The 15,598-nt window shown below is 60.7% G+C and carries 13 protein-coding genes; all 13 read left to right on the forward strand.

What is annotated here, in order from left to right:
* The first annotated feature begins 492 nt into the window (after positions 1-492).
* The 13 genes from QMX91_RS20510 to nuoN all read left to right on the forward strand — a co-directional run bounded on the left by QMX91_RS20510 (position 493) and on the right by nuoN (position 15,427).
* Entirely contained in the window at positions 493-906 is a 414-nt protein-coding gene (locus QMX91_RS20510; protein WP_003223812.1) for an NADH-quinone oxidoreductase subunit A, read from the forward strand.
* 10 nt (positions 907-916) lie between these two features.
* A complete protein-coding gene (locus QMX91_RS20515; RefSeq protein WP_003223809.1) occupies positions 917-1,591 on the forward strand; it encodes an NADH-quinone oxidoreductase subunit B in 675 nt (224 codons plus the stop codon).
* Between the two features lie 69 nt (positions 1,592-1,660).
* Entirely contained in the window at positions 1,661-3,445 is a 1,785-nt protein-coding gene (gene nuoC, locus QMX91_RS20520; protein ID WP_027614664.1) for an NADH-quinone oxidoreductase subunit C/D, read from the forward strand.
* A gap of 2 nt (positions 3,446-3,447) precedes the next feature.
* Positions 3,448-3,945: an NADH-quinone oxidoreductase subunit NuoE gene (gene nuoE, locus QMX91_RS20525; protein ID WP_003223804.1), complete on the forward strand. Its 498-nt coding sequence runs from the start codon at positions 3,448-3,450 to the stop codon at positions 3,943-3,945.
* Positions 3,942-5,297, forward strand: a complete 1,356-nt coding sequence (gene nuoF / locus QMX91_RS20530) for an NADH-quinone oxidoreductase subunit NuoF (RefSeq protein ID WP_041073222.1) — start codon at positions 3,942-3,944, stop codon at positions 5,295-5,297. Before nuoE ends, nuoF begins: the two co-directional genes overlap by 4 nt.
* Before the next feature lie 136 nt (positions 5,298-5,433).
* Positions 5,434-8,148 carry an NADH-quinone oxidoreductase subunit NuoG gene (nuoG, locus tag QMX91_RS20535; RefSeq protein WP_225138482.1) on the forward strand — a complete coding sequence of 905 codons (2,715 nt, stop codon included), beginning with the start codon at positions 5,434-5,436 and terminating at the stop codon, positions 8,146-8,148.
* Positions 8,145-9,152 carry an NADH-quinone oxidoreductase subunit NuoH gene (nuoH, locus tag QMX91_RS20540; RefSeq protein WP_007964859.1) on the forward strand — a complete coding sequence of 336 codons (1,008 nt, stop codon included), beginning with the start codon at positions 8,145-8,147 and terminating at the stop codon, positions 9,150-9,152. Before nuoG ends, nuoH begins: the two co-directional genes overlap by 4 nt.
* Before the next feature lie 11 nt (positions 9,153-9,163).
* On the forward strand, positions 9,164-9,712 hold the full coding sequence (gene nuoI / locus QMX91_RS20545) for an NADH-quinone oxidoreductase subunit NuoI (protein WP_003223795.1): 549 nt from the start codon (positions 9,164-9,166) through the stop codon (positions 9,710-9,712).
* 9 nt (positions 9,713-9,721) lie between these two features.
* The gene (gene nuoJ, locus QMX91_RS20550) at positions 9,722-10,222 is read left to right on the forward strand and encodes an NADH-quinone oxidoreductase subunit J (RefSeq protein ID WP_003223793.1); all 501 of its coding nucleotides are present in this window, start codon (positions 9,722-9,724) and stop codon (positions 10,220-10,222) included.
* A gap of 3 nt (positions 10,223-10,225) precedes the next feature.
* A complete protein-coding gene (gene nuoK / locus QMX91_RS20555; protein WP_003223790.1) occupies positions 10,226-10,534 on the forward strand; it encodes an NADH-quinone oxidoreductase subunit NuoK in 309 nt (102 codons plus the stop codon).
* Positions 10,531-12,384 (forward strand): NADH-quinone oxidoreductase subunit L, encoded by a 1,854-nt coding sequence (gene nuoL / locus QMX91_RS20560; protein WP_007964862.1) that lies wholly within the window; start codon positions 10,531-10,533, stop codon positions 12,382-12,384. The genes nuoK and nuoL overlap by 4 nt, the downstream gene beginning before the upstream one ends.
* Before the next feature lie 39 nt (positions 12,385-12,423).
* A complete protein-coding gene (nuoM, locus tag QMX91_RS20565; RefSeq protein WP_003223785.1) occupies positions 12,424-13,956 on the forward strand; it encodes an NADH-quinone oxidoreductase subunit M in 1,533 nt (510 codons plus the stop codon).
* Between the two features lie 7 nt (positions 13,957-13,963).
* Positions 13,964-15,427, forward strand: a complete 1,464-nt coding sequence (gene nuoN, locus QMX91_RS20570; RefSeq protein ID WP_096795642.1) for an NADH-quinone oxidoreductase subunit NuoN — start codon at positions 13,964-13,966, stop codon at positions 15,425-15,427.
* Positions 15,428-15,598 lie beyond the last annotated feature (171 nt).

Below are 15,598 nucleotides of genomic sequence, written 5' to 3' on the forward strand. Positions count from 1 at the left end.
CGATAGCGGTTTGTCAGCTAGCACATGTATGAATGACCCACCGCTATCGCGAGCAGGCTCACTCCTACAGGGATGGACGTCGCTCGGACAAAAACATTGATCCAGAGCGGTACCAACGCCAGAAAAATCAGCTAAAACGGGCGCCACCGCTACTTGCAGTAACAGGCATATAAGACAACTTTCTGTTTACTGCACCGCTAAACAGTTACAAAACCCCTGCAAACGATATCAATTATCATTTAGCGGCAACTATGTTCGTTACATTCCCTACAAAACATTATTTGCATAAACCCGGCTAATGCCCGCAACGCATGGGCTGCAGGGCATTGGAGGTACGCTATGTCCTTATTCCAATAAATAATTTCGCTATAGGAATTTTACTTGCCGGGTGTTTAGCCATAAAATCAGCGCGATTGATTGCTGCGACATATCGTCACTGCCTATTTCTTTATCAAGCTCAGAGACCTTTGCTCTCTGTTAAGGATTACCAGCATGCCCGAAGCGACAGGACTCATGGCCCACAACTGGGGCTTTGCCATTTTCCTTCTGGGTGTCGTCGGCCTGTGTGCCTTCATGCTTGGCGTCTCCAGCCTCCTCGGGTCAAAAGCCTGGGGCCGCAGCAAAAACGAACCGTTCGAGTCCGGCATGCTACCTACAGGTGGCGCCCGCTTGCGGCTCTCAGCCAAATTCTATCTGGTCGCGATGCTGTTCGTGATCTTCGATATCGAAGCCCTCTTTCTCTTTGCATGGTCTGTGTCCGTCCGCGAAAGCGGCTGGACCGGATTCGTCGAAGCTCTCGTTTTCATAGCAATTCTGTTGGCAGGTCTTGTCTACCTGTTCCGAGTGGGCGCCCTTGACTGGGCTCCGGAAGCTCGTCGCAAGCGGCAGGCGAAGCTGAAACAATGAGGCTTTGGCAATGCAATACAATCTCACCAGAATCGACCCCGATGCTCCTAACGAGCAGTATCCGATCGGCGAACGGGAAACCGTTTCCGATCCGTTAGAGGATCAAGTTCACAAAAACATTTTCATGGGCAAGCTCGAAGACGTGCTGAGTGGCGCGGTCAACTGGGGGCGTAAAAACTCCCTGTGGCCGTACAACTTCGGCCTTTCGTGCTGCTACGTGGAAATGACCACCGCCTTCACGGCCCCCCACGACATCGCGCGCTTTGGCGCCGAAGTTATCCGGGCATCACCGCGTCAGGCCGACTTCATGGTTATCGCCGGTACCTGCTTCATCAAGATGGCGCCGATCATTCAGCGTCTCTACGAGCAGATGCTCGAGCCTAAGTGGGTTATCTCCATGGGTTCGTGCGCCAACTCCGGTGGCATGTACGACATCTACTCCGTGGTTCAAGGGGTGGACAAGTTCCTGCCTGTGGACGTCTACGTACCTGGCTGCCCGCCTCGTCCAGAAGCATTCCTTCAAGGCTTGATGCTGTTGCAGGAATCGATTGGACAGGAGCGTCGTCCGCTTTCCTGGGTCGTTGGCGACCAAGGCGTCTATCGCGCCGACATGCCTTCGCAAAAGGAACAGCGCCGCGAACAGCGAATCGCAGTCACCAATCTGCGCAGCCCTGACGAAGTCTGATCCAGTCTGTTTCAAAGAAACGAGAAGCTGGCTTCATTCTTTACGTTGACCGAAAGCGAAAAAATAACCATGACTACAGGCAGCGCTCTGTACATCCCGCCTTATAAGGCAGACGACCAGGATGTGGTCGTCGAATTGAACAACCGTTTTGGCGCCGAAGCGTTCACCGCTCAGTCGACCCGCACCGGCATGCCGGTGCTGTGGGTGGCGCGCGCCAGACTTGTCGAAGTCCTGACCTTCCTGCGTAACCTGCCCAAGCCGTACGTCATGCTCTATGACCTGCACGGCGTGGACGAGCGTCTGCGCACCAAGCGTCAAGGGCTACCATCGGGCGCCGACTTCACCGTGTTCTATCACCTCATGTCGCTTGAGCGTAATAGTGACGTGATGATCAAAGTCGCCTTGTCCGAAAGCGACCTGAGCTTGCCGACCGTCACCAGCATCTGGCCGAACGCCAACTGGTACGAGCGTGAAGTCTGGGACATGTACGGCATCGACTTCAAAGGCCACCCGCACCTGTCGCGCATCATGATGCCGCCTACTTGGGAAGGTCACCCGCTGCGCAAGGACTTCCCGGCGCGCGCCACCGAATTCGATCCGTTCAGCCTCAACCTCGCCAAGCAGCAGCTTGAGGAAGAAGCCGCGCGCTTCCGTCCTGAAGACTGGGGCATGAAGCGCTCCGGGGCCAACGAGGACTACATGTTCCTCAACCTGGGCCCGAACCACCCTTCGGCTCACGGTGCGTTCCGCATCATTCTGCAACTCGACGGTGAAGAGATCGTCGACTGCGTACCGGACATCGGTTACCACCACCGTGGCGCCGAGAAGATGGCCGAGCGTCAGTCCTGGCACAGCTTCATCCCGTACACCGACCGTATCGACTACCTCGGCGGCGTGATGAACAACCTGCCGTACGTGCTCTCGGTCGAGAAGCTGGCCGGCATCAAGGTCCCGGAGAAGGTCGACGTCATCCGCATCATGATGGCCGAGTTCTTCCGGATCACCAGCCACCTGCTGTTCCTGGGCACCTACATCCAGGACGTCGGCGCCATGACCCCGGTGTTCTTCACCTTCACCGACCGCCAGAAGGCGTACACGGTGATCGAAGCCATTACCGGTTTCCGTCTGCACCCGGCCTGGTACCGCATCGGTGGCGTCGCCCACGACCTGCCGCGCGGCTGGGACAAACTGGTGAAAGACTTCGTTGAGTGGCTGCCAAAGCGCCTCGACGAGTACACCAAGGCTGCCCTGCAGAACAGCATCCTCAAAGGTCGGACCATCGGCGTCGCCCAGTACAACACCAAAGAAGCCCTGGAATGGGGCGTCACCGGTGCCGGCCTGCGTTCGACCGGTTGCGACTTCGACCTGCGTAAAGCGCGCCCATACTCCGGCTACGAGAACTTCGAGTTCGAAGTACCGCTGGCCGCCAATGGCGATGCCTACGATCGCTGCATGGTGCGCGTCGAAGAGATGCGCCAGAGCATCAAGATCATCGACCAGTGCATGCGCAACATGCCGGAAGGCCCGTACAAGGCGGATCACCCGCTGACCACGCCGCCGCCGAAAGAGCGCACGCTGCAGCACATCGAAACCCTGATCACGCACTTCCTGCAAGTTTCGTGGGGTCCGGTCATGCCGGCCAACGAATCCTTCCAGATGATCGAAGCGACCAAGGGCATCAACAGTTATTACCTGACGAGCGACGGCGGCACCATGAGCTACCGTACCCGGATCCGTACTCCGAGCTTCCCGCACCTGCAGCAGATCCCTTCGGTGATCAAAGGCAGCATGGTCGCGGACTTGATTGCGTACCTGGGTAGTATCGACTTCGTTATGGCCGACGTGGACCGCTAAGCATGAACAGCACGCTTATCCAGACAGACCGTTTCACCTTAAGTGAAACCGAGCGCTCGGCCATCGAGCACGAGCTGCATCACTACGAAGACCCGCGCGCGGCGTCGATCGAAGCCCTGAAGATCGTTCAGAAAGAGCGCGGCTGGGTGCCGGATGGCGCCCTGTACGCGATCGGCGAGATCCTCGGCATCCCGGCCAGCGACGTTGAAGGCGTGGCGACGTTCTACAGCCAGATCTTCCGTCAGCCGGTCGGCCGCCACATCATTCGCGTCTGCGACAGCATGGTCTGCTACATCGGCGGCCACGAGTCGGTGGTCAGCGAAATCCAGAACAATCTGGGCATCGGCCTGGGTCAGACCACCGCCGACGGTCGTTTCACCCTGCTGCCTGTCTGCTGCCTCGGCAACTGCGACAAGGCACCGGCGCTGATGATCGACGACGACACCTTTGGCGACGTGCAGCCTGCCGGCGTGGCCAAACTGCTCGAGGGCTACGTATGACCCTGACATCTTTCGGTCCCGCCAACCGCATCAAGCGTTCGGCCGAGACTCACCCGCTGACCTGGCGTCTGCGTGACGACGGCGAAGCCGTGTGGCTCGACGAATACCAGGCCAAGAACGGTTACGCCGCTGCGCGCAAAGCCTTCGCCGACATGGCTCAGGACGACATCGTCCAGACCGTGAAAGACGCCGGCCTCAAAGGTCGCGGCGGTGCAGGCTTCCCCACTGGCGTGAAGTGGGGCCTGATGCCCAAGGACGAATCCATCAACATCCGCTACCTGCTGTGCAACGCGGACGAGATGGAGCCGAACACCTGGAAAGACCGCATGCTGATGGAGCAACTGCCCCATCTGCTGATCGAAGGCATGCTGATCAGTGCCCGCGCACTGAAAACCTACCGTGGCTACATCTTCCTGCGTGGCGAGTACACCACCGCCGCCAAGCACTTGAATCGTGCCGTGGAAGAAGCCAAGGCTGCGGGCCTGTTGGGCAAGAACATTCTGGGCAGCGGTTTCGATTTCGAACTGTTCGTCCACACCGGCGCCGGACGTTACATCTGCGGTGAAGAAACCGCACTGATCAACTCCCTCGAAGGCCGCCGCGCCAACCCGCGCTCCAAGCCGCCCTTCCCTGCCGCCGTCGGCGTGTGGGGCAAGCCGACCTGCGTGAACAACGTCGAAACCCTGTGCAACGTGCCGGCGATCATTGCCGACGGCGTTGACTGGTACAAATCGTTGGCCCGCGAAGGCAGCGAAGACATGGGCACCAAGCTCATGGGCTTCTCCGGCAAGGTCAAGAATCCGGGTCTGTGGGAGCTGCCATTCGGCGTCACCGGTCGCGAACTGTTCGAAGACTACGCCGGCGGCATGCGCGACGGTTACAAGCTCAAGGCCTGGCAGCCAGGTGGCGCCGGTACCGGTTTCCTGTTGCCGGAACACCTCGACGCACAGATGTACGCCGGCGGCATCGCCAAAGTGGGCACCCGGATGGGTACCGGCCTGGCCATGGCGGTGGACGACAGCGTCAACATGGTCTCCCTGCTGCGCAACATGGAGCAGTTCTTCGCTCGCGAATCCTGCGGTTTCTGCACCCCGTGCCGTGATGGCCTGCCATGGAGCGTCAAGCTCTTGATGGCCATCGAAGAAGGCCGCGGTCAGCCAGGCGACATCGAGACCCTGCTGGGTCTGGTCGGCTTCCTCGGCCCAGGCAAGACCTTCTGTGCTCACGCACCGGGTGCCGTGGAGCCGTTGGGCAGTGCCATCAAATACTTCCGTCCAGAGTTCGAAGCCGGTATCGCGCCTGCAAGCGCCGCCGTCCCGCCTCTGGCAAGGCCGATCGTAATCGGCGCGTAAACGCTTAAAAAGGCGAAGGGTCCGTGCCCTTCGCCTTTCGTCCGATGACGCCTTTCGGGGCTGACTGGATTCGGACGGATAACAAGATTCCATTAGCCACGCCCGCTGACACCGGGCCAACGAAGACCTTTGAACCATGGCCACTATCCACGTAGACGGCAAAGCGCTCGAAGTCGACGGGGCAGACAACCTGTTACAGGCATGTCTGTCGCTGGGCCTCGACATCCCTTATTTCTGCTGGCACCCCGCGCTTGGTAGCGTCGGGGCCTGCCGCCAGTGCGCGGTCAAGCAGTACACCGACGAGAACGACACCCGTGGTCGCATCGTCATGTCCTGCATGACCCCTGCCACCGACAACACCTGGATCTCCATCGACGATGAAGAATCCAAGGCATTCCGCGCCAGTGTTGTCGAATGGCTGATGACCAACCACCCGCACGACTGCCCTGTGTGCGAAGAAGGCGGTCACTGCCACCTGCAAGACATGACGGTGATGACCGGCCACAACGAGCGCCGTTATCGCTTCACCAAACGCACCCACCAGAACCAGCAACTGGGCCCGTTCATTTCCCACGAAATGAACCGCTGCATCGCCTGCTACCGCTGCGTGCGTTTCTACAAGGACTACGCCGGCGGCACCGACCTCGGTGTATTCGGCGCCCACGACAACGTGTACTTCGGTCGCGTTGAAGACGGCACCCTCGAAAGCGAGTTCTCCGGCAACCTCACCGAGGTCTGCCCGACCGGTGTGTTCACCGACAAGACTCACTCCGAGCGCTACAACCGCAAGTGGGACATGCAGTTCTCGCCGAGCATCTGCCATGGCTGCTCCAGCGGTTGCAACATTTCCCCGGGCGAGCGTTACGGCGAACTGCGTCGCATCGAAAACCGTTTCAACGGTTCGGTGAACCAGTACTTCCTGTGCGACCGTGGCCGTTTCGGTTATGGCTACGTCAACCGCACCGACCGTCCACGTCAGCCACTGCTGGCCGACGGCACCAAGCTGGGCCTGGATCAGGCGCTGGACAAGGCGGCCGATCTGCTGCGCGGGCGCAACATCGTCGGTATCGGTTCGCCGCGTGCCAGCCTCGAAAGCAACTACGCGCTGCGTGAACTGGTCGGCGCCGAGCACTTCTACTCCGGTATCGAAGCCTCCGAACTGGAGCGCATCCGTCTGGTCCTGCAAGTGCTCAAAGACAGCCCACTGCCCGTGCCGAACATGCGCGACATCGAAGACCACGACGCGATCTTCGTCCTCGGTGAAGACCTGACCCAGACCGCCGCCCGTATGGCGCTGTCCCTGCGTCAGTCGGTCAAGGGCAAAGCTGAAGATATGGCCGAAGCCATGCGCGTTCAGCCGTGGCTCGACGCCGCGGTGAAGAACATCGGCCAGCACGAACTGAACCCGCTGTTCATCGCCAGCCTGGCCGAAACCAAGCTCGACGACATCGCGGAAGAGTGCGTTCACGCCGCTCCGGACGATCTGGCGCGCATCGGTTTCGCCGTGGCTCACGCGCTGGACGCCAGCGCCCCGGCCGTCGAAGGTCTGGACGCCGAAGCACTGGAACTGGCTCAGCGCATCGCTGACGCCCTGCTCGCGGCCAAACGTCCGCTGATCATCGCCGGTACTTCGCTGGGTTCCAAAGCCTTGATCGAAGCCGCTGCGAACATCGCCAAAGCCCTGAAGCTGCGCGAGAAGAACGGTTCGATCAGCCTGATCGTGCCGGAAGCCAACAGCCTTGGCCTGGCCATGCTCGGTGGCGAATCGGTCGACGCGGCGCTGCAAGCCGTGATCGACGGCAAGGCCGACGCCATCGTCGTGCTGGAAAACGATCTGTACACCCGTACTTCGAAAGCCAAGGTCGATGCCGCGCTGAACGCTGCGAAAGTAGTGATCGTTGCCGACCACCAGAAGACCGCCACCAGCGACCGCGCGCAACTGGTTCTGCCAGCGGCGAGCTTCGCTGAAGGCGACGGCACGCTGGTCAGCCAGGAAGGCCGCGCCCAGCGCTTCTTCCAGGTTTTCGATCCGCAATACATGGATGCGAGCATCCTGGTTCACGAAGGCTGGCGCTGGCTGCACGCCCTGCGCTCGACCCTGCTGAACCAGCCGATCGACTGGACGCAACTCGACCACGTCACCGCTGCCGTGGCTTCGAGCACCGAGCAACTGGCGCGTATCGTCGACGCCGCGCCGTCTGCCGCGTTCCGCATCAAGGGTCTGAAACTGGCGCGTGAGCCGCTGCGTTATTCCGGTCGCACCGCGATGCGCGCCGACATCAGCGTTCACGAACCGCGCACCCCGCAAGACAAAGACACCGCGTTTGCCTTCTCCATGGAAGGTTACTCGGGCTCGGCCGAACCGCGTCAGCAGGTACCGTTTGCCTGGTCGCCGGGCTGGAACTCGCCGCAAGCCTGGAACAAGTTCCAGGACGAAGTCGGTGGTCACCTGCGTGCAGGCGACCCGGGCACCCGCCTGATCGAAAGCACCGGCGATTCGCTGAACTGGTTCGCCGCTGCTCCGCGCGCATTCAACCCGGCGCCGGGCACCTGGCAGGCCGTGCCGTTCTACCACCTGTTCGGCAGCGACGAAAACTCGTCGAAAGCCGCACCGGTACAGGAACGCATCCCGGCTCCGTACGTGGCGCTGGCCAAATCCGAAGCGGATCGCCTGGGCGTCAACGACGGTGCTCTGCTGAGCCTGAACGTGGCCGGCCAGACCCTGCGTCTGCCGCTGCGCATCAATGAAGAACTGGGCGCGGGTCTGGTGGCCTTGCCTGCGGGCATCGCCGGCATTCCACCGGCATTCGCCGGCCTGTCCGTCGACGGTCTGCAGGAGGCAGCGCAATGACCTGGTTCACCCCTGAAGTGATCGATGTGATCCTGACGGTCATCAAAGCCATCGTGATTCTGCTGGCCGTCGTGGTCGCGGGCGCGTTGCTGAGCTTTGTCGAACGTCGCCTGCTGGGCTGGTGGCAGGACCGTTACGGTCCGAACCGCGTTGGCCCGTTCGGCATGTTCCAGATCGCCGCCGACATGCTGAAGATGTTCTTCAAGGAAGACTGGACCCCGCCGTTTGCCGACAAGGTGATCTTCACCCTGGCACCGGTGGTCGCCATGTCCGCCCTGCTGATCGCGTTCGCGATCATCCCGATCACCCCGACCTGGGGCGTGGCGGATCTGAACATCGGCCTGCTGTTCTTCTTCGCCATGGCCGGTCTGTCGGTCTACGCGGTGCTGTTCGCCGGCTGGTCGAGCAACAACAAGTTCGCCCTGCTCGGCAGCTTGCGTGCTTCGGCGCAGACCGTGTCCTACGAAGTGTTCATGGGCCTGGCCCTGATGGGCATCGTGGTGCAGGTCGGCTCGTTCAACATGCGCGACATCGTCGAGTACCAGGCGCAGAACCTGTGGTTCATCATTCCGCAGTTCTTCGGCTTCTGTACCTTCTTCATCGCTGGCGTCGCCGTGACTCACCGTCACCCGTTCGACCAGCCGGAAGCGGAACAGGAACTGGCCGACGGTTACCACATTGAATACGCCGGTATGAAATGGGGCATGTTCTTCGTCGGTGAATACATCGGCATCATCCTGATCTCGGCGCTGCTGGTCACCCTGTTCTTCGGTGGCTGGCACGGTCCGTTCGGCATCCTGCCGCAACTGTCCTTCGTCTGGTTCGCACTGAAGACCGCGTTCTTCATCATGCTGTTCATCCTGCTGCGCGCTTCCATCCCGCGTCCGCGTTATGACCAGGTGATGGATTTCAGCTGGAAATTCTGCCTGCCACTGACCCTGATCAATTTGCTGATAACCGCTGCGGTTGTGTTGTGGAACACACCTGCGGTTGCGGTTCAGTGAGGATTTGACCCATGTTCAAATATATTGGCGACATCGTTAAGGGTACCGGTACCCAGTTGCGCAGCCTGGTCATGGTCTTCGGCCATGGCTTCCGCAAGCGCGACACCCTGCAATACCCGGAAGAGCCGGTCTACCTGCCACCACGCTACCGTGGTCGCATCGTCCTGACCCGTGACCCCGATGGCGAAGAGCGTTGCGTAGCCTGCAACCTGTGCGCCGTGGCTTGCCCGGTAGGTTGCATCTCGCTGCAGAAAGCTGAAACCGAAGACGGTCGCTGGTACCCGGACTTCTTCCGTATCAACTTTTCGCGCTGCATTTTCTGCGGTCTCTGCGAGGAAGCCTGTCCGACCACCGCAATCCAGCTGACTCCGGATTTCGAGATGGCCGAGTTCAAACGTCAGGACCTGGTGTACGAGAAAGAAGATCTTTTGATCTCCGGCCCCGGCAAAAACCCTGATTACAACTTCTATCGTGTTGCAGGTATGGCAATCGCTGGCAAGCCGAAAGGCTCTGCGCAGAACGAAGCCGAACCGATCAACGTGAAGAGCTTGCTGCCTTAAGGAAGAACGATGGAATTCGCTTTCTATTTCGCATCGGGTATCGCGGTTGTGTCCACGCTACGTGTGGTCACCAACACCAACCCTGTGCACGCCCTGCTCTACCTGATCATCTCGTTGATCGCCGTGGCCATGACCTTCTTCGCCCTCGGCGCACCGTTCGCCGGCGTGCTGGAAGTGATCGCCTACGCCGGCGCCATCATGGTGCTGTTCGTGTTCGTGGTGATGATGCTGAATCTGGGCCCGGCCTCGGTTCAGCAGGAACGCACCTGGCTCAAGCCCGGCATCTGGGCAGGGCCGGTGATTCTCGCCGCCCTGCTGCTGGCCGAACTGCTGTATGTGCTGTTCGCTCACCAGAGCGGCCAGGCCATCGGCCACACCACCGTCGATGCAAAAGCCGTGGGCGTCAGCCTGTTCGGTCCGTATCTGCTGGTGGTCGAACTCGCCTCGATGCTGCTGCTCGCTGCAGCCGTCACGGCGTTCCATTTGGGCCGTAACGAGGCGAAGGAGTAAGACATGCCTGCTATCCCTCTCGAACATGGATTGGCCGTTGCCGGGATCCTGTTCTGCCTTGGTCTGGTCGGCCTGATGGTCCGCCGCAACATTTTGTTCGTGTTGATGAGTCTGGAAGTGATGATGAACGCCTCTGCACTGGCCTTCATCGTTGCAGGCGCCCGTTGGGGCCAACCGGATGGACAGATCATGTTCATCCTGGTGATCAGTCTGGCAGCCGCCGAGGCCAGTATTGGCCTGGCGATCCTGCTGCAACTGTATCGCCGCTTCCACACGCTCGATATCGACGCTGCCAGTGAGATGCGCGGATGAACCTAATCTTTCTGACTTTTGTATTCCCTCTGATCGGTTTCCTGCTGCTGTCGTTCTCCCGTGGACGCTGGTCGGAAAACCTCTCGGCGCTGATCGGCGTGGGCTCCATTGGCTTGTCGGCGATTGTCGCCGCCTACGTCATCTGGCAATTCAACGTCGCGCCGCCCGAAGGTGGTCACTACACCCTGGTGCTGTGGAAGTGGATGGCGGTCGAAGGATTCAAGCCTGACTTCGCCCTCTACATCGATGGCCTGTCGATCACCATGCTCGGCGTGGTGGTGGGCGTGGGTTTCCTGATCCACCTGTTCGCGTCCTGGTACATGCGCGGCGAAGCGGGCTACTCGCGCTTCTTCTCGTACACCAACCTGTTTATCGCCAGCATGCTGTTCCTGGTACTCGGCGATAACCTGTTGTTCCTGTACTTCGGCTGGGAAGGCGTGGGCCTGTGCTCGTACCTGTTGATCGGTTTCTACTACAGCAACCGCAACAACGGTAACGCCGCACTCAAGGCCTTCATCGTGACCCGGATCGGCGACGTGTTCATGGCCATCGGCCTGTTCATCCTGTTCCAGCAAGTGGGCACGCTGAACATCCAGGAACTGCTGGTGCTGGCACCGCAGAAATTCCAGGTCGGCGACTTCTGGATCACCCTGGCGACCCTGATGCTGCTGGGTGGCGCGGTCGGTAAATCGGCGCAACTGCCACTGCAAACCTGGCTCGCGGACGCGATGGCCGGTCCGACCCCGGTGTCGGCACTGATCCACGCTGCAACCATGGTGACCGCCGGTGTCTACCTGATCGCCCGTACCCACGGTCTGTTCACCCTGGCGCCGGAAATCCTGCACCTGGTCGGCATCGTCGGTGGTGTGACGCTGGTTCTCGCAGGTTTCGCCGCACTGGTACAAACCGACATCAAACGTATCCTCGCCTACTCGACCATGAGCCAGATCGGCTACATGTTCCTGGCGCTGGGCGTTGGTGCCTGGGATGGCGCGATTTTCCACCTGATGACCCACGCCTTCTTCAAGGCCCTGCTGTTCCTTGCTTCCGGTGCGGTGATCGTTGCCTGCCACCACGAGCAGAACATCTTCAAGATGGGCGGTCTGTGGAAAAAACTGCCACTGGCCTACGCCAGCTTCATCGTCGGTGGTGCTGCACTGGCCGCCCTGCCACTGGTCACCGCAGGCTTCTACTCCAAGGACGAAATCCTTTGGGAAGCGTTCGCCAGCGGCAACCACGGTCTGCTTTACGCAGGTCTGGTCGGCGCGTTCATGACTTCGCTGTACACCTTCCGTCTGATCTTCATCACGTTCCACGGTGAAGCCAAGACCGAAGCCCACGCCGGTCACGGTATCTCTCACTGGCTGCCACTGTCGGTGCTGATCGTGCTGTCGACGTTCGTCGGCGCCATGATCGTTCCACCGCTGCACGGCGTACTGCCTGAGAGCGTTGGCCATGCCGGTGGCGAAGCCAAGCACAGTCTGGAAATCGCTTCGGGCGCCATCGCCCTGGCCGGTATCCTGCTGGCGGCCCTGCTGTTCCTCGGCAAGCGTCGCTTCGTGACCGCGATCGCCAACAGCGGCATCGGCCGTTTCCTTTCGGCCTGGTGGTTCGCTGCCTGGGGCTTCGACTGGATCTACGACAAACTGTTCGTCAAGCCGTACCTTGCGATCAGCCATGTACTGCGCAGAGACCCGCTCGACCAGACCATCGGTCTGATCCCGCGTATGGCCAAAGGTGGTCACACCGCCCTTAGCCGCACCGAGACCGGTCAACTGCGTTGGTATGCCGCCTCGATGGCTGCTGGTGCCGTGCTGGTAATCGGCGCCATCGTGCTGGTAGCGGTCTGATATGAACCTTGCGAATTTGCGAAAGGAAACGAGCCCGTCATGATTCTGCCTTGGCTAATCCTGATCCCCTTCATCGGCGGCCTGCTGTGCTGGATGGGTGAGCGCTTCGGCGCTACCCTCCCCCGCTGGATTGCGCTGTTGACCATGACCCTGGAACTCGCCCTCGGCCTCTGGCTGTGGGCCCACGGTGACTATTCATTTGCTCCGGCGCCTGGCGCCGATCCGACCTGGGCGCTTGAGTTCAAGCACGTCTGGATCCAGCGCTTCGGCATCAACGTGCACCTGGCCCTCGACGGTCTGTCGCTGTTGATGATCCTGCTGACCGGCCTGCTGGGTATCCTCTCGGTACTCTGCTCGTGGAAAGAGATTCAACGTCACGTTGGCTTCTTCCACCTGAACCTGATGTGGATCCTGGGCGGCGTGGTCGGCGTGTTCCTCGCCCTCGACCTGTTCATGTTCTTCTTCTTCTGGGAAATGATGCTGGTGCCGATGTACTTCCTCATCGCGCTCTGGGGTCACAGTTCTTCGGACGGCAAGAAAACCCGGATCTACGCAGCAACCAAGTTCTTCATCTTCACTCAGGCTTCCGGCCTGATCATGCTGGTGGCGATCCTCGGTCTGGTGCTGGTCAACTTCAACAACACTGGCGTGATTACCTTCAACTACGCCGACCTGTTGAAGACCAAGATGTCGATGACCACCGAGTACATTCTGATGCTCGGCTTCTTCATCGCCTTCGCGGTCAAGCTGCCAGTCGTACCGTTCCACTCGTGGTTGCCTGACGCGCACGCCCAGGCGCCGACTGCCGGTTCCGTCGACCTCGCCGGTATCCTGCTGAAAACCGCGGCCTACGGTCTGCTGCGTTTCGCCCTGCCGCTGTTCCCGAATGCTTCGGCCGAGTTCGCGCCGATCGCCATGACCCTCGGTCTGATCGGGATCTTCTACGGTGCGTTCCTCGCGTTCGCGCAAACCGACATCAAGCGTCTGATCGCCTTCTCGTCCGTTTCCCACATGGGCTTCGTGTTGATCGGCATCTACTCCGGCAGCCAACTGGCGCTGCAAGGTGCAGTGATCCAGATGCTGGCGCACGGTCTGTCGGCCGCGGCACTGTTTATCCTCAGCGGTCAGCTGTACGAGCGTCTGCACACCCGTGACATGCGTGAGATGGGCGGTCTGTGGTCGCGTATCGCTTACCTGCCGGCGATCAGCCTGTTCTTCGCCGCCGCCTCGCTGGGTCTGCCGGGTACCGGTAACTTCGTCGGCGAGTTCCTGATCCTGATCGGTACGTTCGCCAGTGCGCCATGGATCACCGCGATTGCCACCTCCGGTCTGGTGTTCGGTTCGGTCTACTCGCTGATCATGATCCACCGTGCCTACTTCGGTCCGTCGAAATCGGATTCGATACTGCACGGCATGGACGGTCGCGAACTGATCATGGTGCTGGGCCTTGCGGTGCTGCTGATTTACCTCGGCGTCTACCCGCAACCGTTCCTCGACACTTCCGCCGCCACGATGCATGGCGTGCAGCAGTGGCTCGGCACCGCCTTCACTCAACTCGCTTCGGCCCGGTAAGAGCGCTATGGAATTCACGATTCAACACTTTATTGCGCTTGCGCCACTGTTGATCACCAGCCTCACCATTATCGTGGTGATGCTGGCAATCGCCTGGCGCCGCAACCACTCGCAGACCTTCCTGATCTCGGTCGCCGGTCTGAACCTGGCCCTGCTGTCGATCCTGCCAGCCCTGAAAGTCGCGCCTCTGGCCGTGACCCCGTTGCTGCAAGTCGACACCTTCGCCTGCCTGTACATGGCGCTGATCCTGGTCGCCACCCTCGCCTGTGTGACCCTCGCCCACGCCTACCTCGGCGATGGCGGTTCGGGTTACCCGGGCAACCGTGAAGAACTGTACCTGCTGATCCTGATGGCCGCCGCCGGTGGTCTGGTTCTGGTCAGCGCGCAGCACCTGGCCGGTTTGTTCATCGGTCTGGAACTGCTGTCGGTACCGGTCTACGGTCTGGTGGCTTACGCCTTCTTCAACAAGCGTTCGCTGGAAGCCGGTATCAAGTACATGGTGCTGTCGGCCGCCGGTTCCGCGTTCCTGTTGTTCGGTATGGCCCTGCTCTACGCTGACGCCGGCACCCTGAGCTTCGTCGGTATCGGTCAGGCGCTGGCCACCACCAACCTGCCGAGCTCGCTGGCTCAGTTGGGTCTGGGCATGATGCTGATCGGTCTGGCGTTCAAGCTGTCGCTGGTACCGTTCCACCTGTGGACGCCGGACGTGTACGAAGGTGCTCCGGCGCCGGTCGCCGCGTTCCTCGCCACGGCGTCGAAGGTTGCCGTGTTCGCGGTGATGGTGCGTCTGTTCCAGATCTCCCCTGCCGCGAGCAGTGGCGTGCTGAGCGACGTACTGAGCGTGATCGCCGTCGCCTCGATCCTGTTCGGTAACCTGCTGGCCCTGACCCAGAGCAACCTCAAGCGTCTGCTCGGTTACTCGTCCATCGCGCACTTCGGCTACCTGCTGATCGCGCTGGTGGCGAGCAAGGGTCTGGCGGTGGAAGCCATCGGCGTGTATCTGGTGACTTATGTGATCACCAGCCTTGGCGCCTTCGGCGTGATCACCCTGATGTCCTCGCCGTACAACGGCCGTGACGCCGACGCGCTGTACGAGTACCGCGGCCTGTTCTGGCGCCGTCCGTACCTGACCGCGGTACTGACCGTGATGATGCTGTCCCTGGCCGGTATCCCGCTGACCGCTGGCTTCATCGGCAAGTTCTACATCATCGCCACCGGTGTCGAGTCGCACCAATGGTGGCTGGTCGGTTCGCTGGTACTGGGCAGCGCCATCGGCGTGTTCTACTACCTGCGCGTGATGGTCACCCTGTACCTGATCGAACCGAACCTGCGTCGCCACGACGCCCAGCTGCACTGGGAACAGAAGGCAGGCGGCGTGATGCTGTTGGCCATCGCCCTGGTCGCGTTCTTCCTCGGTGTGTACCCGCAGCCATTGCTGACTCTGGTTCAGCAGGCGGGTCTGGCGGGCTGATTGCTCGGCTGGCTGGAAACGGAAACGGCACCTTCGGGTGCCGTTTTTGTTTTACGGATTCTATGTAGCAACAAATTACCTGTGGCGAGGGAGCTTGCCCGTCAGGACGCGAAGCGGCCCCGCTGTTCAACTGAGAAGCGGGGCCCGCTACGCAGTCCAGCGGGAGCAAGC

This window comes from Pseudomonas sp. PS01299, from assembly GCF_029960145.1.
In the GTDB taxonomy this organism is placed as follows: domain Bacteria; phylum Pseudomonadota; class Gammaproteobacteria; order Pseudomonadales; family Pseudomonadaceae; genus Aquipseudomonas; species Aquipseudomonas putida_A.